This window comes from Gordonia namibiensis NBRC 108229, from assembly GCF_000298235.1.
GTDB lineage: Bacteria > Actinomycetota > Actinomycetes > Mycobacteriales > Mycobacteriaceae > Gordonia > Gordonia namibiensis.
The window spans coordinates 1-21240 of sequence record NZ_BAHE01000044.1 but is presented as its reverse complement, the minus strand read 5'-3'; the positions used below and the strand labels follow the sequence as shown (position 1 = coordinate 21240).

Genomic DNA, 21240 nt, shown 5'->3' with positions numbered 1-21240 from the left:
TCAGCGATTGTCGAAGGCGTCGACGATGCGCTGCGCGGCGAGTGCCGGTGTCAGCACGCCCTCGCGCAGCTCGTCCTCGACCTCGTCGCGGATGTCGCGGACGCCGGGCGACTCCGCGAGCCTGCTGAGCACGATGTCGTGGACCATCGACCACGTCCAGTCGATCTGCTGCTGGTTGCGACGGGCGGTGAACTCGCCTGCCTCCCTGAGGGTCTGGTTGTGCTTGACGACCGTGTTCCAGAACTCGTCGACGCCGGTCCGTTCGATCGCGCTCATCGTCAGGACCGGCGGGGTCCACAGGGCGTCGTGCGGATAGATCAGCCCGAGTGCGTTGCGCAGCTCGCGGGCGGCGCCCTTCGCCTCGTTGAGGTGCTTGCCGTCGGCCTTGTTCACCACGACCACGTCGGCGAGTTCCAGGACACCCTTCTTGATGCCCTGCAACGAATCCCCGGTACGGGCCAGCGTCAGGAAGGTGAAGGTGTCGACCATGTTGGCGACGGTCACCTCGGACTGCCCGACGCCGACGGTCTCCACGAGCACGACGTCGAAACCGGCGGCCTCGACCAGCACTATCGACTCACGGGTGGCCTTGGCCACCCCACCGAGCGTGCCGGAGGTCGGCGAGGGACGGATGTAGGCGTTCTTCTCCGTCGACAACCGGCCCATGCGCGTCTTGTCGCCCAGGATGGAGCCGCGGGTACGCGTCGAACTGGGGTCGACGGCGAGGACCGCCACCTTGTGCCCCAGTTCGACCAGGTGCATGCCAAGCGCCTCGATGGTCGTCGACTTGCCCACGCCCGGGACACCGGTGATGCCGACCCGGAACGAGTTACCCGCGTGCGGGGTCAGCTTCAGCAGCAGTTTCTGCGCCGCAGCCCGGTGATCGGGACGCTTGGACTCGACCAGGGTGATCGCACGCGCCAGATCGGCGCGGCGATCGGCGAGAACCGCATCGGCCAGCGCGTCGACGTCGACCCGACGCCGAGTACCGTCCGCCATCAGTTCGCGGCCACCCCGGGCAGTTCCAGGCCGAGGGTGTCGGCCAGCTTGCCGATGAGCTCCACGGCCGAGTCGGCGATGACCGATCCGGGCGGGAAGATCGCGGCGGCGCCGGCCTCGTACAGCTCGGGGAAGTCACCCGGCGGGATGACGCCGCCGACGACGATCATGATGTCCTCGCGGCCGACTTCCTTGAGCGCCTCCCGCAGCGCGGGAACCAGGGTGAGGTGACCGGCAGCCAGCGAGGACACACCCACCACGTGCACGTCGTTGTCGGCGGCCTGCGCGGCCACCTCCTCCGGCGTGGCGAACAGCGGGCCCACGTCGACGTCGAAGCCCAGGTCGGCGAAGGCGGTCGCGATGACCTTCTGGCCGCGATCGTGACCGTCCTGGCCCATCTTGGCCACCAGCACGCGCGGCTGGCGGCCCTCGGCCTCGGCGAACTGGCGCACTGCCTCGAGTGCCGCGTCGATGTTGCTCACCTCGCCCGCCTCATTTCGGTACACGCCGCTGATCGTCTTGATCTCGGCCTGATGACGACCGTAGACCTTCTCGAGCGCCTCGGAGATCTCCCCGACCGTCGCCTGATGACGTGCGGCCTCGATGGCCAGGGCCATCAGGTTGTTCTCCAGGCCGCCCTCCGACGACGCCGCGGCGCGGGTCAGGTCGGCCAGGGCCGCCTCGACCGCAGCGGAATCACGCTGCGCGCGAAGGGTGTTGAGCTTCTCCAGCTGCTCGGCGCGCACCTTGGAGTTCTCGACCTTGAGGACCTCGATCTCCTCGTCGTCGGCCACCTGGTACTTGTTGACGCCGATCAGCGGCTGCTGACCCGAGTCGATGCGGGCCTGCGTACGGGCCGCGGCCTCCTCGATGCGCAGCTTCGGCAGGCCCTCGTTGATGGCCTGGGTCATGCCGCCGGCCTCTTCGACCTCGCGGATGTGCTTGCGCGCCTTCTGCGCCAGCTGGTGGGTCAGCGTCTCGACGTAGTTCGAGCCGGCCCACGGGTCGATCGGGCGGGTGGTGCCCGACTCCTGCTGCAGCAACAGCTGGGTGTTGCGGGCGATGCGGGCCGAGAAGTCGGTCGGCAGGGCGATCGCCTCGTCGAGCGCGTTGGTGTGCAGAGACTGGGTGTGACCCTGGGTCGCCGCCATCGCCTCGACACAGGTGCGCGCCACGTTGTTGAACACGTCCTGCGCGGTCAACGACCAGCCCGAGGTCTGCGAATGTGTGCGCAGCGACAGCGATTTGGCGTTCTTCGGACCGAACTCGGCGACGAGCTCACTCCACAGGAGACGCGCCGCGCGCAGCTTGGCGACCTCCATGAAGAAGTTCATGCCGATGCCCCAGAAGAAGGACAGACGCGGTGCGAACTTGTCGATGTCGAGACCGGCCTCGAGACCGGCGCGGATGTACTCGACGCCGTCGGCCAGCGTGTAGGCCAGCTCCAGGTCGGCGGTCGCACCGGCTTCCTGGATGTGGTAGCCGGAGATCGAGATCGAGTTGAACTTCGGCATCTTCTGGCTGGTGTACTCGAAGATGTTCGAGATGATCCGCATCGACGGCTTCGGCGGATAGATGTAGGTGTTGCGGACCATGAACTCTTTGAGGATGTCGTTCTGGATGGTCCCGGCCAGCTTCTCCGGCGGCACACCCTGCTCCTCGGCCGCCACGACGTAGAGCGCCAGGATCGGCAGCACCGCGCCGTTCATCGTCATCGACACCGAGACGTTGCCCAGGTCGATGCCGTCGAAGAGCTGACGCATGTCGAGGATCGAGTCGATCGCCACACCGGCCATACCGACGTCGCCGGCGACGCGCGGGTGGTCGGAGTCGTAACCGCGGTGGGTCGCGAGGTCGAAGGCCACCGACAGACCCTTCTGACCGGCCGCGAGGTTGCGGCGGTAGAAGGCGTTGGACTCGGCGGCGGTCGAAAAGCCCGCGTACTGGCGGATCGTCCACGGCTGGTTCACGTACATCGTCGGGTACGGACCGCGGATGAACGGCGCCGCACCCGGGACCGAGTCGAGCGGGTACGGGTGCTCGGCGTCGTCGAGGATCGCGTTGCGGTCGGTGCGCGTGTACACCGGGGCGACGTCGATCTGCTCGGGAGTGTTCCAGGTGACCTGGTCGACCGAGTAGCCGTGCGCCGACGCCAGTTCCTCGGTGACGGGTGCGCCGGGACCGGCGGCCGCAGCAGCCGTGCCGTCGGTGAGCTCGACCCCGGCGAAGCTCGGGATCGACTGTGTCGGATTGGGTTCGGTCTGGGTCATGCCGTCGCTCCCGAGGTTGAGAGAAGCTGATCGAGGAGTTCGGAGAGCGTGCTCACCGCGTCGATGCCGACCCGCAGCGAACCGTCCGGGCGATCGTCGGACTCGGGCCATTCCTTGTCGGGACCGGCGAGCAGGACCTTCGACAGACCGGCCGCACGGGCGGCGGCGAGGGCCGCCGGACCTTCCTCCGCGTAGCGGGCCTTGGTGCCGCAGATGACCGCGATCGGGGTGTTCGCACCGGCGACTGCGTCGCCGATCTGGTCCGCGCTCAGCGGGCCGGGGTTGACCACGCTGATGCCGCCGGCGCCCAGCAGGTTGGCCACGAAGGTGGTACGCCCGTTGTGTTCGGCGACGCTGCCCAGCGGGATCAGCAGGATCGACGGGCGCGCGCCCTTCTCGGACAACGCCACGTCGGATCGGTCGCGCAGCTCCTCGAAGGCACGGCCGACACGGGCCAGCTTCGGGGTTCCGGTGACCACGTCGGTCACGCCGGACGCCGAGGCGCCCTGGGCGTCGGACAGGGCCCGCTCGTCGATGTTCGGGAACTCGTTGACACCGGTGACCGAGATGCGACGGTGCGCGACCTCGGCATCGCGGCGGGCCAGCGAGGCGTCGACCTTCTCGGCGATCCAGCCGCTGTCGAGGGCGGCGCGGTAGCCACCGGCGGCCTCGACCTCGGTGAAGACGCTCCAGGCGTTGGCGGCGAGGTCGTCGGTCAGCGACTCGACGAACCACGAACCGCCGGCCGGGTCGAGGACGCGTCCGATGTTGGACTCCTCGAGCAGCAGCAGCTGGGTGTTGCGGGCGATGCGGCGCGAGAAGGACGCACTCGAGGTGCGCTTGTCGGCCGGGATCGTCGCGTCGTATGCAAGGACCGTCAGTTGATCGGCGCCGCCGACACCCGCACCGAAGGCCGCGATGGTGCTGCGCAGCATGTTGACCCAGGGGTCGCGCTGGCTGTACATCGACAGGTCCGTCACGCCGTGGGTCAGCGCACCGCCGGCGTCGGGTGCGCCGACGACCTCGGCCACGCGGGCCCAGATCTTGCGCAGCGCACGGAACTTGGCGATCGTCGCGAACTGGTCGTCGTCGGCGGAGACCCCGAAGGTGATCTGACCCAGGGCCGCGTCGGCTGACAGACCGGCGGCGGTCAGGTCACGCAGGTGCGCGACGGCTGCGGCCACCACGAGGGCGAGCTCGAGGCCGTTGTCGGCGCCGGCGGTCGCGAAGTCGCTGCCGTCGACGCGGAAGGTCCGGACCCCGGCAGGCAGGTTCGACGCGGCGAGGGCGGTGGCCTCGTCGGCGTCGACGGTGGCCCGTCCGGAGAACGCCGCGGTCAGCGGCGAGAGACCGAAGGAATGGGTCGTCGCGGCGGTGAGAGGCGCGGCGACCGGCGCGGCCTGCGCCCTCTCCTTGAGCGACAGCAGCTCCCGGGCGGCGGCGATGCCCTCGGTGCCGGCGTCGAGCGTCACCGGCACGAGGTCGAGGTAGACGCCGCGCAGCACCGTGGCGAGGTCGGCGACACCGAGACCGCCACCGGGCTTGCCGATGGAGAGCCAGAGTCCGCTGGTGCCGTTGGCCATCGCCTCGAGAACGAGTTCGTTGGCGTCCTCGGCCGGGGTTTCGTCGTCGCCGAACCGCTCGGTGACACGCCACCCGGTGGTGACGTCCCGCGCGGGGTCGGCACCGCGGACGAACGGGAACCGACCGGGCAGACCGGGTTCGGTCGTCTCGTCGCGACGTGTGTACAGCGGCCGGATGGTCAGCCCGTCGGCGGTGTCGGTCGAGAGCAGTGCTTCCGGTGTATCCGGGAGCTCGTCGACGTCGACCCGACGTGATTTCGCCAGAACGGCCGCGGCGGCCTTCGACCACGCCTGGTAGGCCTGATCGAGTTCTGTACGGCCGAGATCTGACTCGGGTTTGGGCTGGTCAGTTTGCTGTGGCATGTGGGGAAGCACACCTCCGTGAATGCTCTGTGCGAGCGCGTACACGACCTTAGCCGATCGCTCGCTCGGCCCATCAACGAGGTCGGCGTGAGCTACGCCACCCGGAGGGGTGCGAGCTGGTCGCGACGTGGAGGGGTCCGGTGAACTCCAGAGTAGAGTGTCTGGGTGCCCGAGCCAGCCCCCGTCACCGAGGTGACACCAGACGTGACGGGCAGTCGACGCCGGGTCGCCGTCGACCGCCGGGTCGTCCGGCGCGCGCTCGTCGCCGCCGCGGTCGTGGCAGTGGTCCTGCTCGGCTCCTACTTCATCCCGCTCCCCTCGATCGGCAGCGTTCGCGCATGGGGCGACGACCTCGGCCCGGCCTTCCCGTGGCTGTTCTTCGCGGCGTATGCCGTGGTCACGATCGCGCCGATCCCCCGCTCGACCTTCACCGTCATGTCCGGGATCTTCTTCGGACCCTTCGTCGGCTTCGTCGGCGCGATGATCGCCTCGTCGATCGCGGCGGTCGCCGCCTTCGGACTCGTGCGGGTCCTCGGCCGCGATCGGGTTCGACCGTTCCTCAAGAAGCCGGTCGTGAAGGCCGTCGAATACCGCCTGGAACGGCGCGGCTGGCTCGCCGTGGGCTCGCTCCGCCTGATCGCGGCCTGCCCGTTCTCGGTCGCGAACTACTGCTCTGCCTTGTCCTCCGTACGACCGCTGCCGTTCACCGTCGCGAGCATCATCGGCATGGCTCCCGGAACCGCGGCCGTGGTGATGCTCGGCGATTCGCTGACCGGCGGCGCCAACCCCGCCCAGCTGCTGGTCAGCGGAGCACTCTTCGCGGTCGGGATCGCCGGGCTGATCCTCGACGCCCGGTTGCCGGTATCCACCGGAAGCACTCAAACCTCCGGACTTGATCAGGTCGAATCAAGTTCACAAGCCTGATTAATCCAGCCCTAAGGCTTGATCGCAGTTGCTCAAGTCCGTAGGCTTGTGTGATGTTCGTCATGACCGTCGACCAGCGCGGCAGCCGCACCGACGTCGACCGGGTCGAAGCCGTTCTGGAACGGCTCCGCGACGTCGACACGGTTCGCCCCTTCGAGCGCACCGCCGGCGACGAGATCCAAGGCGTCCTCGACGACCCGCAGACCCTGGCACAGCTCGCCGTCGAACTGACCGCCGACGGTCACTGGAGCGTCGGCATCGGCACCGGGGATGTCGAACAGCCTCTCCCCTCGTCCACCCGCGCTGGACGTGGAGCCGCCTTCGTCCACGCCCGGGACGCGGTCGAGGCGGCCAAGCGCCAGCGCATACCCCTGTGCGTGCGCGGTCCCGATGCCCGATGGTGCCGCCACGCTCAAACCGCAGGCCGCCTGATCAGCGACATCGTCGCCACCCGAAGTGCGGCCGGGATCGAGGCGGTGGCCCTCATGCGACGCGGACTCACCCAGGCGGACGCGGCGGGCGTCCTCGACATCACACCCCAGGCGATGAGCCAACGACTCCGCGCCGCCGGCTGGGATCTGGAACCCGATTCCCTGGATCTGCTCGCCGATGCACTCGCCGAGGCCGACCGCCGGCATGTCGGCGAGCAGGCCCCGGATGCGACGGTGGTCCGATGACCGCGATCGCCCTCACCCTCCTCGTCCTGACCGCCGTCACGCCTGTGCTGTGGCTCGGGGTGGAGCAGCTGCTGCGTCACCGCGCACTCGAGGGTCTGACCGTGCCGCGGTCGGCGACCATCGTGCACGCGATCGGCCTGACGGTCCTGCTGGGACTCGCCACGGCGACGGCTATCGTCGCCGCCACCGCCGGACCCGCGATCGGGCTCGCCGCCGCGACGGCGACCGTGATCACAGCTGTCGCGGCGGTCACCGGCGGCGGCCCCGTGGTGCGGGCGGTACTGAAACTGGGTGGCGTCCGGGGGGACCCGGCGCCGACGCCCGCCTCGGAGAACGACGATGACACCGAGGCCCCGGACGACGCCGAGACCCCGGACGACGCGGACACCGCACCATCCGACCCGAACGAGGTCGGGCCGCTCCGCGGCGGCCGCGTCATCGGTTATCTCGAGCGGTTGGCCGTCGTCACGACGCTGATGGCCGGGTGGCCGGAAGGACTCGCGATCATCCTGGCGGTGAAGAGCCTTGCGCGATATCCCGAGCTACGTGCGCCGCAGGCGTCCGAGCAGTTCATCATGGGAACCTTCGCGTCGGTGCTGTGGGCCATCGGCCTCGCCGGCATCGAACACCTCATCACCGCCTGACCGCCGGTTTAACCGGGGGTGGTGCCGGTCTCCTCGACCGCGGCGTCGAGCGATGCGGAACGTGATGACCGGCCCACGCCGGTACCGATCTCGGGGGCGACAGGTTTGCGGGCCACCGCCTCGGCCTCGGCGACAGCCTGCGCGACCTTCGGATCGGACGCCAGCGAGAACCAGTCCTTGGTCTCCGACTCGTCGATCTGCGAGGGCGGCGAGTCGGTCGGCTCGTACCGGAACACGCCGTCGTCGCCCTGGATGCCGAAGGACTTCGCGAAACCCTGGAGCGCCGAGCCGAAGTCGGACGGCACCACCCAGACCTTGCTGCCCTCGCCCTTCGCCATCTCCGGCAACTGCTGGAGGTATTGGTAGGCAAGGAGTTCCGGAGTCGGCTTGGCCGCCTTGATCGCCGCGAACGTCTTCTCGATGGCCTTCGCCTCACCCTGTGCGTTCAGGTAGGCGGCCGCACGATCACCCTGGGCACGCAGGATGCGCGACTGCCGCTCCGCCTCGGCGGCGAGGATCGCGGCCTGCTTGGCACCCTCGGCCGCGAGGATCTGCGACTGCTTGTTGCCCTCGGCGGTCTTGATCGCCGACTCGCGTTGGCCCTCGGCGGTGAGGATCGTCGCGCGCTTCTCGCGATCGGCCTTCATCTGCTTCTCCATCGACTCCTGGATCGACGGCGGCGGCATGATCGACTTGAGTTCGACGCGGGCGACGCGCAGGCCCCAGCGGCCGGTCGCCTCGTCGAGCACGCCGCGCAGCTGCCCGTTGATGGAGTCACGGGAGGTCAGCGTCTCTTCGAGAGTCATACCGCCGACCACGTTGCGCAGCGTGGTGATGGTGAGTTGCTCGACGCCGGCGATGTAGTTGTCGATCTCGTAGACGGCCGAACGCGGATTAGTGACCTGGAAGTAGACGACGGTGTCGATGGACAGCGTGAGGTTGTCCTCGGTGATCACCGGCTGCGGCGGGAAGGACACGACCCGTTCACGGATGTCGACCCGCGCACGGATCCGGTCGATGAACGGCAGCAGCAGCGTCAACTGCCCGGACACGGTGCGGGTGTAGCGGCCGAGACGCTCGATCACCGCGGCCTCCGCCTGTGGGATCAGCGCCACCGATTTGGCCAGCACCACCGCCACGAACACGACCAGCAGTACCACCACCACCAAGCCGAAGATCTGTAAGTCGTCCACAATTCACCTTTCTCGCGGAATGTCGAGCAGGTCGGGTCGAGCGATCAGGCGCGCCACACCACTGCGGTCGCACCGTCGATCTCGACGACGGTCACATGGGTTCCGGGTTCGAGCACCGCTGCGGGGTCCACCGACCGCGCCGACCAGATGTCGCCGCCGATCTTCACGCGGCCGTCGTCGCCGTCGACCGTCTCGGTGACGACCGCCGGCTGCCCTTCCAGGGCCTCGGTGTTCATGAGCACGGCGGGGCGATTGAGCATGTGGCGCTTGGCAATCGGACGCACGGCTACGAGCAGCAGAACCGACACCGCCGCGAACACCAGGCCGTCCACCCAGAGGGGCGGCTCCCACACGAAATCCACACCGGCCGCGGCGAAGGCGCCGCCGGCCAGCATGAGCAGCACCAATTCGCCACCGAACATCTCCGCGACCGCCAAGACGATCGCGGCCGCCAACCACAGCAGGGCGCTCATGTGTCCAGTCTGCCAGAGATGTCCGAGCAGCCTCGGTTCGTCGACGGCGCGGACGAGTGGGCTGCCGTCGCTATCCGGCCTCTTCGGCAGCGGTGACGAAGTCGATGAGCTCCTCCACCGACCGCAGGAGGGGCACCTCCAGATCGCGGAAGCTGCTGACCCCGCTCAGCACCCGGCGCCAGCCGTCCCGCGGGTCACCCCATCCCAGCTGGGCACACACCCCGGTCTTCCAGTCGGTGCCGCGCGGAATCCTCGGCCAGGCCGAGATCTTGACCGAGGCGGGCTTCACCGCCTCCCAGACATCGATATAGGGGTGACCGCACACCAGTACGTGCTCGCCGACCTCGGCGGTGAGGTGGGCCTCCTTCGAACCGGCCACGAGATGGTCGACGAGAACGCCCGCGCGGCGATGCGGCGCGGGCTGGAACTCGGCGAGCGCCGCGTCGAGGTTGTCGAGACCGTCGAGACTGACCACGACAACTCCCTCGGCCCGTAGGTCGTCGCCCCACACCCGTTCGAGCAACGTCGCATCGTGCACGCCCTCGACGAAGATCCGGCTGGCACGTGCGGTGCGCGCGCGGGTGCGCGGCGCGGCGCGCGAACCGGACGCCGTCGTCGCCGGTTTCTGGGGTCCGCGCGTGCGCGGCTTGACGAGGGTCACGGTGCGGCCGTCGATCAGGAAGGCGCCGGGGTTCATCAGGAACACGCGGGTCCGGCCGTGCCGGTCCTCGAGGCGCACCAGGTCACCGGCGTAGCTCTTCTCGAGCCCGACGACGGCACCGCAGAAACCGGAGGCGGCGTCCTCCACGACCAGGTCACGTTCGGCCGCGACCTCCACCGGACGCGGCTTGGTCCGGCGTGGCTGAGACAGCACATCGCGCCCGTACCGGTCATCCATCGCGTTCCACCTCTTCGGTCCCTGGACATCTGCGCCCAACACCGTAAGCGCCCGGGCCCCCGGCGGCGGGTTGCCACGCCCGGCGCCCGTTCCGGGGCCGGCGGTATCGTTGTTCCTTGATGAATCGCAGCGACATCCTCCCCTCCACCGTCGCGTGGCCGACCTGCGCCCTGGGCGCGTGGGCGGCCGCGTGGCTCACCGGGCGCTGCTCCCCCGACGACGTGATCGAGGCGCTCGCCGAATCCGCCGACCGGCATGAGGTGCCGACCGAACAGCCCACGACCCCAACGGGATCGGGGAACGGCGTACTGGACCTGCTGGGGTTGCTGAAACCGGCCCGACGCCTGGCGGTGCGCCTGCCGTCGACCGGCGATCCGCAGGGTCTGCCCCCGAACCCCGCGACGTCGAGGGCCCTCACCGCCGGCGAGGTTCTCCTGGTCGACGATTCGGACACGGCGGGCACCCTCGCACTCGTCCCCGAGTTCTCCACCCTCGGTGTCGATCCCCCGTACGTGACCTGCCGGTGGACCACCTTCCGGTATGCCGACCGGCTCGACCTCGACCATCTGGTGTCATCCGGCCCGTCCGCGGGTGACCTGGAATACGACCTGCGCCAGGCGGTCCGCGATGCGGCGTCCATCATCGGGGGTCTCGGTGGACGCCGGTCGGTCGATGCGGGTGATCTGCGCGAGGAGCTCGCCGCCCTCACCGCCCGGCATCGCGTCGCGCTGCCACCGCACGCACTCGACGCCCGCTCCACGCGACTCATCGACACCGCCGCCCAGGTGGAGGCCATCGTCGACCTGGCGGGGACCCGTCGGGTCGAGATCGGCGACACTGCGGGACAATGGGATTCGGGCGATTCCGCCCTACGCGGTCTGCAGACCCTCACCCGGACCGCACGTGCGGCCGCGGTGAATTCCACGATCGGTGAACTGCTCCGCCGCTGATTCACGTGCGACGCGGGAACGCGTCAGGCCGGACCGGACTCCGTCCGGCGTCGTGGTGGCCGGTCGGAGACGAGGCCGTACATCGTGATGCCGTTCCAGTCCTCGACTGCGAACTCGTTGGCACCCCAGACCTCGGTGTAGTAGCGACGCAGAGTCTCCGAACCCGTCCATGCGTAGTACGGACGCGATGCCGCCGTACAGAACCGTTCGATCTCGCGCATCATGCCGATGAGCGCTCGACCGCCGCGCTCCTCGGGCAAGACCAACGCGAGCCGGAGACTCACCGCGTCGTCAACGGGCGGCGCGAGCTGCGAACTGGTCAGGAGTTCGGTGAACCGCTCGCGCAGTCCCGGCATCGTTGCCACGCGCGTCACGTCGGCCGGCACCAGCGGCGGTTCACCGTCGGGCGACAGGTCGGCATCGTGTGGCTGGAAGAGCAGGAGCCCGACGAGGCGACCGTCGCGCCGCGAACCGAGGACACATCCCGCTTTCAGCAGCGGGCGTACGAGAATCTCGGCCAACCATTTCCGTAGGTCGATATCCGAAATATGCTCGCCGAGCAGCCACCGGTAGAGGGGAATCTCGTCGACGTGACGGGCGAGCACTTCGATCGCGCACCCGAGATCATCATAGGTGAGCGTCGACGTCTCCACTTCCCCGAATTGTCGAAGTCGCGTTTCCATCTCGCACCCGTCCTCATCGACGACAATACTTCGCCTTTTCCATAAACAGCGGGTGGGCCGCGTCATCTCGACGCGGCCCACCCGGAATGACTGCCTACGAAGACGACCCTGCGTCGTCGCTGCCGCTGGTGGAACCGGTGACGATCGCTTCGAGGAGGGGGCCGAGCACGTCGATCTCGAGCCGGATGGGTCCTTCAGCCATTGGGAAATCCTCTCTGGACATTCGCTGCCCGGTCGGGCTGCGCAATGGAAAGAGTCACACCGTAATACGGCGGTCCCGATCAGATTGACATTCTTCGTTAACTATTCGTTATATTTGAACAAATGATCCACTAATATGGACAAATGACCAGCCATTCACGGAAGGAAATCAACTTCAAAAGAGTGCTGAATATGGTCATTCGACCCATTGTGCTCCCGCAGAATGGTCACTCGTCCAGATCCCCTCACTGCAGCGCAGAGTTCGCCCTAGAGCGCACGCCGGGAACGCGGCGCCCCGTCGGAAACGAGTCCATACATCGTGATGCCGTTCCAGCTCTCGATCGCGAACTCGGTGGCACCCCAGACCTCGGAGTAATAGCGACGCAGGCTCTCCGAGCCCGTCCACGCGTAGAACGGGCGAGCTGCGGCCGTACAGAACCGCTCCAGCTCGCGCATCATGGCGACCGTTGCCCGGCCGCCGCGTTCGGTGTGCGCCACGACCCCGATCCGGAGGTTGATCGCGTCCTCCGCGGGGGGTTGCAGCCTCGAACCCGTCAGTAGATCTGCGACGCGTTCCCGCACTCCGGGTACGGTTGCGACCGCGGCGAAGTCGGCCGGCGTCAGCGGCGGCTTGCCGCCGACCGAGAGATCGGCGTCGTGCGGCTGGAAGACCAGCAAGCCGACAAGACGGTCGCCCCTTCGGGCGCCGATGACATATCCCGCGTTCAGCAATGGCCGTACGAGGATGTTCGCCAACCATTTCCGCAGAGAGCGGTCGTTGATGTGTTCGCCGAGCAACCAGGCGTACAGCGGTATCTCGTCGAGGCCGTCGGCAAGCAATTCAATGGCCGCGTCGAGATCGTCACCGGTGAGAGTGCCCGTTTCGATCGTTTCGTGCTGTTCATCGATCATCGAAACCCGCAATTCTCGGCACGAAATTCAAAAAGAACCCGCAAAAAGACAAGTGGGCCGCGTCGTCGACGCGGCCCACCCGACAAGCGTTTCTTACGCAGGGTCGTCTTCCTCGAGAGAACCGGTGAGGATGGTGTCCAGGATCGTTCCGAGCAACGCATCGTCCATGTCGATAAGCTTATCTGCCATTACAGATTCCTCTCTGAGATCGCCACCCGGGGGAAGGTAGCGTATCCACAGAATGTCATCTGACAAAGAACATGGCCACACGTGCCATCTCCTGTTACTCGATTGTTATCTACGCAAACGATCAGAGCGGCCGCGCAGGAACGATCGTTAACAATGGACTTGCGATCGACCGCTGCTAAGTGGCATCGGCCGCAGGGGCCGACGGCCGCGAGGGCCGTGCGGCGGGCACACAGCACCGGTCCCGGCACACCCGACCGTTGTCCCCGCAACCCATCGCGGTGAGATCTCCCAGGCCGCCGACGTAGTTCTCCACGTACTCGCCGATCATCTCGATGAATCGAGGATCGGTGCCGACGGTGTCGGCGCGCACGTAATCCATTCCGAGTCGCTGCGCCGTCTCGGCCGCTTCGTTGTCGAGGTCCCAGATCACCTCGAGGTGATCGGAGATGAACCCGATGGGATAGACCACGACCCGGCGAACACCCTGCGCCGCAAGATCTTCGAGGTGATCGCAGATGTCCGGTTCGAGCCACGGGATCTGCGGGGGTCCCGACCTCGACTGCCAGACCTGGTCGAAGTCGTCGACGCCCAGGGCGTCGGCAACGGCCTGCGACGCGGCCATCACCTGGCGGGAGTAGAGATTCCCGCCCTCGGCGGCCGGTCCGGACGCGGCATCGGCCGAGCTCGGGACGGAATGTGCGGTGAACACCAGGCGGACCGAGTCCTCGGACGCACCAAGCTTCTCGATCCCGCGACGGACGGCGTCTGCGCCCGCCGCGGTGAATGCCGGGTGCGACCAATACTGCGGCAGTTTGCGGAGCACCACCGCACCCTCGGGTGTCGTGGACGCGGGTTCACGACTGGCCAGCGCCTGCAGGGACCGGTCGATGTCCTCGTGGTACTGACGGCACCCCGAGTAGCCGCCCCACGCGGAGGTCGGGAAGACCAGAATGCGGCGATGCCCGGCCCGGTACATCTCGGCCAGGGTGTCCTCGGCCATCGGGTGCCAGTTGCGGTTGCCGAAGTACACCGGAAGGTCGACGCCGCGACGTGCCAGGTCGGCGCGGAGACCGTCGATCATGTCCAGGTTGAGCCTGTTGATCGGCGACACCCCGCCGAAGTGCAGATAGTGTTCCGCCACCGATTCCAGGCGTTCCCGCGGGATACCCCGGCCCCGGGTCACGTTCTCCAGGAACGGCATGACCTCGTCGGGGCCCTCGGGACCACCGAAGGACAGGAACAGGACGGAATCGAAGGCGGTCTCCACGGCGTCTCTCCCCGGGCTCACGACCCGGAGGTCATGCCCTCCGGGAACCAGGTGTTGTGGCTGGCGCCGCCGTCGACGTAGACGATGGAGCCGGTGGTGCCGGGCAGCCAGTCGCTCAGCAGCGCACAGACCGACTTGGCGACCACGGTCGGGTCGTCGACGTCCCAGCCGATGGGCGACGCGCCGTCCCAGTACTCGTTGAGCATGTTCAGCTGCTTGGCGTCGTCGGTCGCGGTGCCGGCGATGGCCTTGGCCGCGAGGGTCTTGATGGGGCCGGCGGCGACCAGGTTGGAGCGGATGTTCTTGGCGTTGCCCACTTCTCGCGCCACGTAGCGGTTCACCGACTCGAGGGCGGCCTTGGCGACGCCCATCCAGTTGTAGTACGGCATGGCGGTGCGGGGGTCGAAGTCCATACCCACGATCGAGCCGCCCTCGTTCATGACGGGCAGCACGGCGCGGGCCAGCGACGCGTAGCTCCAGGCCGAGATCTCGAACGCCTTGGCGGCGTCGGGGCCGGGGCCCTCGAGGAACGGCTTGGCCTCCGGGCCCATCAGGGTGCGCGGTGCGAACGCGATCGAGTGCATGACACCGTCGATGCCCTGCGGGGCGATCTCGCGGATCTTGCCGGCGAGCGACTCGAGGTCCTCCTCGCTGGTGACGTCGAGACCGATGGCCGGCGGCACCTCCTTCGGCAGGCGCTTGGCGATCCGGTCGATCAGCCGAAGCCGCTCCGGGATACCGGTGATGATCACCGTCGCGCCCTGCTCCTGCGCCATGGCGGCCGCGTGGAAGGCGATCGACGCATCGGTGATGATGCCCGTGATGAGGACGGTCTTCCCGTCCAGGATTCCGCTCACGAAGATGTGCTCCTGAGATCGACGTTGGTTGAGATGTGGTGTGGCCGTCGGCCGTTGGTGACCCGCAGGGTCAGTGGCCCATGCCCATGCCGCCGTCGACCGGGATGACCGCGCCGGAGATGTAGCCGCCCTCGTCGGAGGCGAGGAAGCTGATCGCGGCGGCGACGTCCTCCGGCTTGCCGGTACGACCCAACGGGATGGCCTGCTTGGCCATCTCGATGTAGCGATCCTCCATGGCCGCGGTCATGTCGGTCTCGATGAAGCCCGGCGCGACGACGTTGGACGTGATGTTGCGCGATCCGATCTCACGGGCGATCGAACGCGCCATGCCGATGAGACCGGCCTTGGACGCCGCGTAGTTGACCTGGCCGGGGATACCCGACATCGCGACGACCGAGCCGAGGAAGATCATGCGGCCCCACTTGGCGCGCTGCATTCCCTTGGTGGCGCGCTTCGCGCAGCGGAAGGCGCCGGTGAGGTTGGCGTCGAGGACCTTCTCGAAGGACTCCTCGGACAGTCGCATGAGCAGCATGTTGTCGGTGATGCCCGCGTTGGCCACGAGGATCTCCACCGGACCCTGGTGGGCCTCGACCTCGGCGAAGGCCGCGTCGACCGACTCGGAGTCGGTGACGTCGCACTTCACGCCGAACAGTCCCTCGGGGGCACCGGAGCCGCGGTGCGTGACCGCGACCTTGTGGCCGTCGGCGGCGAGGCGCTGGGCCACGGCGAGACCGATCCCGCGGTTGCCGCCGGTCACCAGGACCGAACGGGAAGGGTTCTGCGCTTCGTTGCTGGATGCCGTCATGGGTGTCTAACCTATCCGTTCTGTTTGGGTCGGCGTCGCGGTGGTCGTCGGATGTGGCTCGCCGTCACCCGGTCCCGGGGTCGGGTCAGGGCAGCCTGCGGTTGATCGCGAGCGCTGCGAACGCCGAGACCAGCGCGAACAACGTACCCGCGATCAGCCACGGCTTCGAGTTGTCCCCGCGTCGTGTCTCGTAACCGATCTCGTTCTGCAGTTTCTCGTAGACCTTGTTGAGCTCGTCGAGGCTCGCGGCGGTGAAGAAGTCGCCGCCGGAGAGGTTCGCGATCTTGCGCAGCGAATCGTCGTCGACGGGAACCGGGACGCGATCACCCTCCAGTTCGACGGTGCCCGTCCGCGTGCCGAAGGAGATCGTGGAGACCGGGATCTTCTCCTCCTTGGCCTTCCGCGCCGCGGTGAAGGCACCGCGCGGGTCGTCGGGGTCGTCGGGCACGGTCTCCTTGCCGTCCGACAGGAGCACGATCCGCGCCGGCGGGGCCGCCTCGCCGCCACCGAGAACGGCGTTGAGTGTGCTGATCTGCTGCAGCGCCGCGAAAATGCCCTCGCCGGTCGCCGTCTTGTCGTCGAGCCTCAGCTTGTCCACGGCGACCTTGGTCGCGTTGTGGTCCGGGGTCGGCGAGACCAGGCTCGCCGCGGTGCCGGCGAAGGAGATCAGGCCGAGGTTGATGCCCTCGGTCAACTCGTCGGCGAACTTCTTCGCCGCCTCCTGCGCGGCCTTGATACGCGACGGCGAGACGTCGGTCGCGTTCATCGACCGCGACACGTCCATCACGAGGATCACCGTCGCCTTGTTGCGCGGCACCTTGCGGTCGGCCTGCGGCCCGGACAACGCGACCGTCAGCAGGATCAGCGAGATGATCAGCAACGCGATCGGCACGTGACGCAGCCGGTTGCGGTCGGCGGGTGCGACGGACTTCAGCAGATCGAGGTTCGCGAAGGTCAGCGCCCGTTGCTTGCGGCGACGCAGCATGTACACGTACGCGGCGCCGAGCAGGGCGACGACGAGCAGCAGCAACAACCAGAAGGGACTGGACAGCATCGGCTACCCCACCCCGGCGGCCAGGCCGCGGCGTCGCTGGGCGATGAACTTGACGGTGTCGGTGATCCACTCGCGGTCGGTGCGGAGGGACAGCGTCGCTCCCCCGCAACTGCGCAGCGTCCGATGCACGCGCTGCTGATGGGCGCGGGCGGCGGCGGCGAAATCGCGCTGCAGCTCCTCGGTGACGGTGACGTCGTGGATTTCCCCCGACTCGGCGTCGGCCAGGGTGACCTCGCCGATCGCAGGCAGTTCCAGGTCGCGAGGGTCGAGGACCTCGACCGCGAGCAGCTCGTGATGGGCGCCGATGGCACGCAGCGAGCGTTCCCAGTCGATCGGTCCGAGGAAGTCGCTGATGACGACCGCGAGACCGCGGCGGCGCTGCGGACGGCGCAGTGCCTCGATGCCGGCCTTGAGGTCGCCACGGACACCGGGAGCACTGCGACGGGTGGTCGCGATGGCCTTGAGAAGGTTCTGGGCATGGGCGCGGCCGGCCCGAGCGGGCACCCGTACGACGTCGTCGCCGGTCACCACGAGGGCCCCGTGCCGGTTGCCGCCACCGGTGGTGAGATGCACGATCGCGGCGGCCGCGGCCACCGCCAGGTCGCGCTTGGTGCACCCGACCGTGCCGAAGTCGAGGCTCGCCGACGCGTCGACGACGAGCCAGGTCTCGAGCTCGCGGTCGGCGATCATCTGGCGCACATGCGGCTGGGTGGTGCGGGCGGTGACCGACCATTCCATCCGACGGACGTCGTCACCGGGCTGGTAGGCACGCGCCTCCCCGGGTTCCGAACCCGGGCCGGGGATGAGTCCGAGATGCTCCCCCTGCAGCACGCCGTCGAGCTTGCGACGGACGGTGAGCTCCAACATCTTCAGAGCCGCGGTCAGCTGGGGCTCCTCGAGCAGCCCGGCACTGAGGCTGGGTAGGTCGCGATTAGCCGCCATACCGCGCATTCGGGTTCACCGGACCGGAGCCCTGCGGAACCTGCTGTCCGGCATAGCCGTTGGCGCCCTGCTGAGCCGGCTGGGGTGCACCTGTCTGGGGCGCACCTGTCTGGGGTGCGCCGGCCTGGCCCTGCCCCTGGGGCGCCGCCGGGTACGACGCCTGCACCGGCTGCGCACCGACCTGCGGGAGTCCCACGGTCTGCAGCACGCGGGTGATGACCTGATCGGCGTCGATCTCGTCGGCCAGCGCGTCGTAGGACAGCACCAGGCGGTGCCGGAGGACGTCGGGCATGATCTCGACGATGTCCTGCGGGATGACGTAATCGCGTCCGCGGACCAGCGCGAGTGCGCGGGCCGCGGCCACGATGCCGAGCGTCGCACGCGGCGAGGCGCCATAGGACAGCCACGAAGCGACGTCGCTGAGACCGAGCTCGGCCGGACGACGCGTCGCGTTGATGACGCGGACGACGTAGTCGACGAGCGCGTGGTGGACGAAGACGTTCGCGGCGGTCTTCTGGAGACGCAGCATCGCCGCGGGGTCGAGGACCTGCGAGGCCGTCGGCGGGACGTTGCCCATCCGGTAGACGATCTCGCGCTCCTCCTCCACCGACGGGTAGTCGACGAGCACCTTGAACAGGAAGCGGTCGCGCTGGGCCTCCGGCAGCGGGTAGACACCCTCGTTCTCGATGGGGTTCTGCGTCGCCATCACGAGGAACGGGTCGGGCATCGGGTAGGTCTTGCCGCCGATCGACACGTGCCGCTCGGCCATGACCTCCAGGAGCGCGGACTGCACCTTTGCGGGTGCGCGGTTGATCTCGTCGGCGAGCAGGAAGTTCGCCACGACCGGGCCGAGTTCGGTGTCGAACTCCTCGCGGCCCTGACGGTAGATACGCGTACCGATGAGGTCGGTGGGCACCAGGTCGGGCGTGAACTGCACACGGGAGAAGGATCCGCCGACGACCCTGGCGAAGGTCTCGACCGCAAGGGTCTTGGCGACGCCCGGGACACCTTCGAGAAGGATGTGGCCACGGGCGAGCAGGCCCACGAGAATCCGCTCGACGAGCTGGTCCTGACCGACGATGACGCGCTTGACCTCGTAGATGGCCCGCTCGAGCAGGGCGACGTCGGCGTCGCTCAGCACCGACGAATCGGCGCCTGCCGCGGCCGGGTCCCCCGTGGCCGCCTTGTCGAGGGAGTGCGATTCGGTCAACCCGTGCTCCTGTTCGTCTGAACTCTGCTGCTCACTGGTGTGGCCACGTCGGGGCCGAAGACACCCCCGCGTGTTTGTGCCAGCCTAGCCGTGCGAACTGAAAAGGCGCCAAGAAGATGCGCGGCCCGTCGTTCGGACGTTCTCAGAGGAGGCGGACCACGTTGGGCATCGCACCGCTGGTGCGCAGCGGCGACACCTTGACGACGGAGCCCGACTGCGGGGCCTCGACCATCTTGTTGTCGCCCAGGTACAGCGCGACATGCTGGCTCGCGTTCGGGCCGTAGAAGATCATGTCGCCGCGACGCATCTGCGACAGCGGGAAGTGCGGACCCGACGTGTACTGGTAGCCCGTGTAGTGCGGCAGTTCGATGCCGACACCGGCGAAGGCGTAGATCATCAGACCCGAGCAGTCGAAGCCGACCTTGCGGTAGTCGCCGTAACTGTCGGCGACGCCGCCGTCGCGGATGCCCTGCGTCGGACCGTTGACGTCGCCACCACCCCAGGCGTAGGTGACACCCAGCTGCGAGAGAGCACGGTTCACGACGATCTCGACCGCCTGCGGGCCGCGGAGACCCGGCCGCATGATGCCGCCCGATCCACCGCCACCGCCGGAGCCGCCGAACAGGGAGCCGAGGCTTCCTGATCCCAGGCGGGAGCTCAGGCTGTCGTTGCCGCTGCTGCCGGTGAGGTCCATTCCGCCCAGACCGAGCTCGTTGAGGAGTTCGGACTGCGGCAACCGCTGCTCGCCGATGATGCCCTTGAGCATCTGCGAACCCACGTCGAGGCCCATCCCGAGCGCCGCGGAGCCCACGTCGACGGCGATCTGGGCGGCGGCCCGCGCCGCGATCGACAGCAGTTCGTTGTCGGAGACGTTGGTCGTCGGCAGGTCCGGAAGGGTCGGGGCTGCCGGGAAGATGTTCTTGAGCAGGTCACGGGTCGACGGTCCGGCGGCCTGCTTCTTGGGGACGTATCCGCGGATCGAGTCGATCTTCTTCTGCACGCGATCACGCTTGGCGACCAGCGAGGCCTTGCGCTCCGACTGCTCGGCGATGGCGGTCTTGGCCTCGGACACCGCGGCCAGGGCGTCGCGCTTGCGCTGGTCGGCACTCTTGGCGGCGAACGCCGCCTGCCGGCGGGTCGCCTCGACCGCGGCCAGACGGTTGGCCTTCTGGTTTCGGGCGACCTGGAGGCGACGGATGGTCTCCTGCTGCTTCTTGCCGACCTGGTCGAGCAGCTTCATCCGGTCGAGCACCGCCTGGGGATCCGGGGATGCGACGTAGTTCGACATCGAACCCTGCTCGGCGCCCTGCTGGTATGCGAGTCGGACGAAGTTGTCGAAGGTCTTCTGCGCCTCGGTGACGGCCTGGCCGGCGCGGTCGAGTTCGGTGCGCGCGCCGCGGGCGGCGACGGTCGCCAGTCGCCGCTGGGCGAGCGAGTTCTGGAAGTCGACGATCGCGCGGTTGACGTTCTCCTGCCGGACCGCGAGGGCCTCGTCGAGGTCGGCGATGTCCTGGTTCACCGAGGCGATCTCGTTGATCAGTCCGGTCACCGGCGACTCGGGCGCCTTCTTCGGGGTCGCGACGGCATGCCCGGCGCCGACCGCACAGATGAGAACGGCGGCCATGGCCGCCGTGACGCGCGCCGGCCAGGACGCACCTGTTCTAACTCGCCTCACCTGAACTCCTCGCGGTTCCTTCCGGGGACCTGTCAAGATCTCCGGATCTCGATCGAACGGCCGCTGTGGGCCGCCCCGACCACACACTGCACATGTGTCGCATCTGCCCCTGCAGGAAACACAAGTCACACATGCGACATCAGAACCGTACGTCACATCAACCACACGAGAAAACCGAAACCTGTGAATTACAAAGGCGTTATTACCTGGGAAAATGCTGTGAACTGCAGATAGTTCACCACCGTGGCTCAGGTCTCGAATTCGCAACAAACCGGTACACGAACCGGATCGGGCGAGACCACGACGCCGCCGGCGCCACCGGACCGCGGGAAACGATCGTCAGTGACGCTGGAGAGAGGCGTGGTGAGGGGTCAGGAAGAGGCCGACGACTCGGCCGGGGTCCCGTCGCGAGCGGTGTCCGCACCGTCGGGCGACGCGGCGCCCGCGCCCGTGGCGGCGACCGGGCCCAGC

At 68.2% G+C, this 21240-nt stretch carries 19 protein-coding genes; 4 read left to right on the top strand and 15 right to left on the bottom strand.

All coding sequences use genetic code 11. The features are described from left to right. From meaB to GONAM_RS18315, 3 genes are read right to left on the bottom strand one after another with little or no spacing between them, the layout of a single operon-like run. Positions 1-999, bottom strand: a complete 999-nt coding sequence (gene meaB / locus GONAM_RS18325; protein WP_006868250.1) for a methylmalonyl Co-A mutase-associated GTPase MeaB — start codon at positions 997-999, stop codon at positions 1-3. Beyond that, on the bottom strand, positions 999-3269 hold the full coding sequence (scpA, locus tag GONAM_RS18320; protein WP_006868249.1) for a methylmalonyl-CoA mutase: 2271 nt from the start codon (positions 3267-3269) through the stop codon (positions 999-1001). Before scpA ends, meaB begins: the two co-directional genes overlap by 1 nt. After that, complete coding sequence (locus tag GONAM_RS18315; RefSeq protein ID WP_006868248.1) at positions 3266-5215, bottom strand: methylmalonyl-CoA mutase family protein; 1950 nt, start codon at positions 5213-5215, stop codon at positions 3266-3268. Before GONAM_RS18315 ends, scpA begins: the two co-directional genes overlap by 4 nt. A 165-nt stretch (positions 5216-5380) precedes the next feature. On the opposite strand from GONAM_RS18315, the gene GONAM_RS18310 reads away from it, so the two are divergent. From GONAM_RS18310 to GONAM_RS18300, 3 genes are read left to right on the top strand one after another with little or no spacing between them, the layout of a single operon-like run. Further along, positions 5381-6139, top strand: coding sequence for a TVP38/TMEM64 family protein (locus GONAM_RS18310; protein ID WP_006868247.1), 759 nt, complete (start codon positions 5381-5383; stop codon positions 6137-6139). A 53-nt stretch (positions 6140-6192) separates the two neighbouring features. Further along, positions 6193-6816, top strand: a complete 624-nt coding sequence (locus GONAM_RS18305) for a hypothetical protein (RefSeq protein ID WP_006868246.1) — start codon at positions 6193-6195, stop codon at positions 6814-6816. After that, on the top strand, positions 6813-7460 hold the full coding sequence (locus tag GONAM_RS18300) for a hypothetical protein (RefSeq protein ID WP_006868245.1): 648 nt from the start codon (positions 6813-6815) through the stop codon (positions 7458-7460). The genes GONAM_RS18305 and GONAM_RS18300 overlap by 4 nt, the downstream gene beginning before the upstream one ends. 8 nt (positions 7461-7468) lie before the next feature. Here GONAM_RS18300 and GONAM_RS18295 read toward each other — a convergent pair whose 3' ends face one another. From GONAM_RS18295 to GONAM_RS18285, 3 genes are all read right to left on the bottom strand, one after another. Continuing rightward, complete coding sequence (locus GONAM_RS18295) at positions 7469-8653, bottom strand: SPFH domain-containing protein (protein WP_006868244.1); 1185 nt, start codon at positions 8651-8653, stop codon at positions 7469-7471. A 44-nt stretch (positions 8654-8697) separates the two neighbouring features. After that, positions 8698-9126 (bottom strand): NfeD family protein, encoded by a 429-nt coding sequence (locus GONAM_RS18290; RefSeq protein ID WP_006868243.1) that lies wholly within the window; start codon positions 9124-9126, stop codon positions 8698-8700. Positions 9127-9196: 70 nt separating this feature from the next. Continuing rightward, positions 9197-10024, bottom strand: coding sequence for a DUF3097 domain-containing protein (locus GONAM_RS18285; RefSeq protein WP_006868242.1), 828 nt, complete (start codon positions 10022-10024; stop codon positions 9197-9199). 119 nt (positions 10025-10143) lie between these two features. On the opposite strand from GONAM_RS18285, the gene GONAM_RS18280 reads away from it, so the two are divergent. After that, a complete protein-coding gene (locus GONAM_RS18280) occupies positions 10144-10974 on the top strand; it encodes an Rv1486c family protein (RefSeq protein ID WP_006868241.1) in 831 nt (276 codons plus the stop codon). 23 nt (positions 10975-10997) lie between these two features. On the opposite strand, the gene GONAM_RS18275 is transcribed toward GONAM_RS18280, so the two are convergent. From GONAM_RS18275 to GONAM_RS18235, 9 genes are all read right to left on the bottom strand, one after another. Continuing rightward, on the bottom strand, positions 10998-11657 hold the full coding sequence (locus GONAM_RS18275) for a hypothetical protein (protein WP_006868240.1): 660 nt from the start codon (positions 11655-11657) through the stop codon (positions 10998-11000). A 468-nt stretch (positions 11658-12125) separates the two neighbouring features. After that, complete coding sequence (locus GONAM_RS18270; RefSeq protein ID WP_006868239.1) at positions 12126-12770, bottom strand: hypothetical protein; 645 nt, start codon at positions 12768-12770, stop codon at positions 12126-12128. A gap of 364 nt (positions 12771-13134) precedes the next feature. Continuing rightward, complete coding sequence (locus tag GONAM_RS18265; RefSeq protein WP_006868237.1) at positions 13135-14226, bottom strand: ferrochelatase; 1092 nt, start codon at positions 14224-14226, stop codon at positions 13135-13137. Positions 14227-14243: 17 nt separating this feature from the next. Further along, positions 14244-15083: an NADH-dependent enoyl-ACP reductase InhA gene (inhA, locus tag GONAM_RS18260; RefSeq protein WP_006868236.1), complete on the bottom strand. Its 840-nt coding sequence runs from the start codon at positions 15081-15083 to the stop codon at positions 14244-14246. 70 nt (positions 15084-15153) lie between these two features. Then, entirely contained in the window at positions 15154-15888 is a 735-nt protein-coding gene (gene fabG1 / locus GONAM_RS18255) for a 3-oxoacyl-ACP reductase FabG1 (RefSeq protein WP_005194943.1), read from the bottom strand. A gap of 85 nt (positions 15889-15973) precedes the next feature. Then, complete coding sequence (locus GONAM_RS18250; RefSeq protein ID WP_006868235.1) at positions 15974-16942, bottom strand: VWA domain-containing protein; 969 nt, start codon at positions 16940-16942, stop codon at positions 15974-15976. Positions 16943-16945: 3 nt separating this feature from the next. Further along, on the bottom strand, positions 16946-17884 hold the full coding sequence (locus tag GONAM_RS18245) for a DUF58 domain-containing protein (RefSeq protein ID WP_040536900.1): 939 nt from the start codon (positions 17882-17884) through the stop codon (positions 16946-16948). Further along, positions 17874-19094, bottom strand: coding sequence for an AAA family ATPase (locus tag GONAM_RS18240; RefSeq protein ID WP_006868233.1), 1221 nt, complete (start codon positions 19092-19094; stop codon positions 17874-17876). The genes GONAM_RS18245 and GONAM_RS18240 overlap by 11 nt, the downstream gene beginning before the upstream one ends. Positions 19095-19236: 142 nt before the next feature. After that, entirely contained in the window at positions 19237-20769 is a 1533-nt protein-coding gene (locus GONAM_RS18235; protein WP_040536897.1) for an NlpC/P60 family protein, read from the bottom strand. Between the last annotated feature and the right edge of the window lie 471 nt (positions 20770-21240).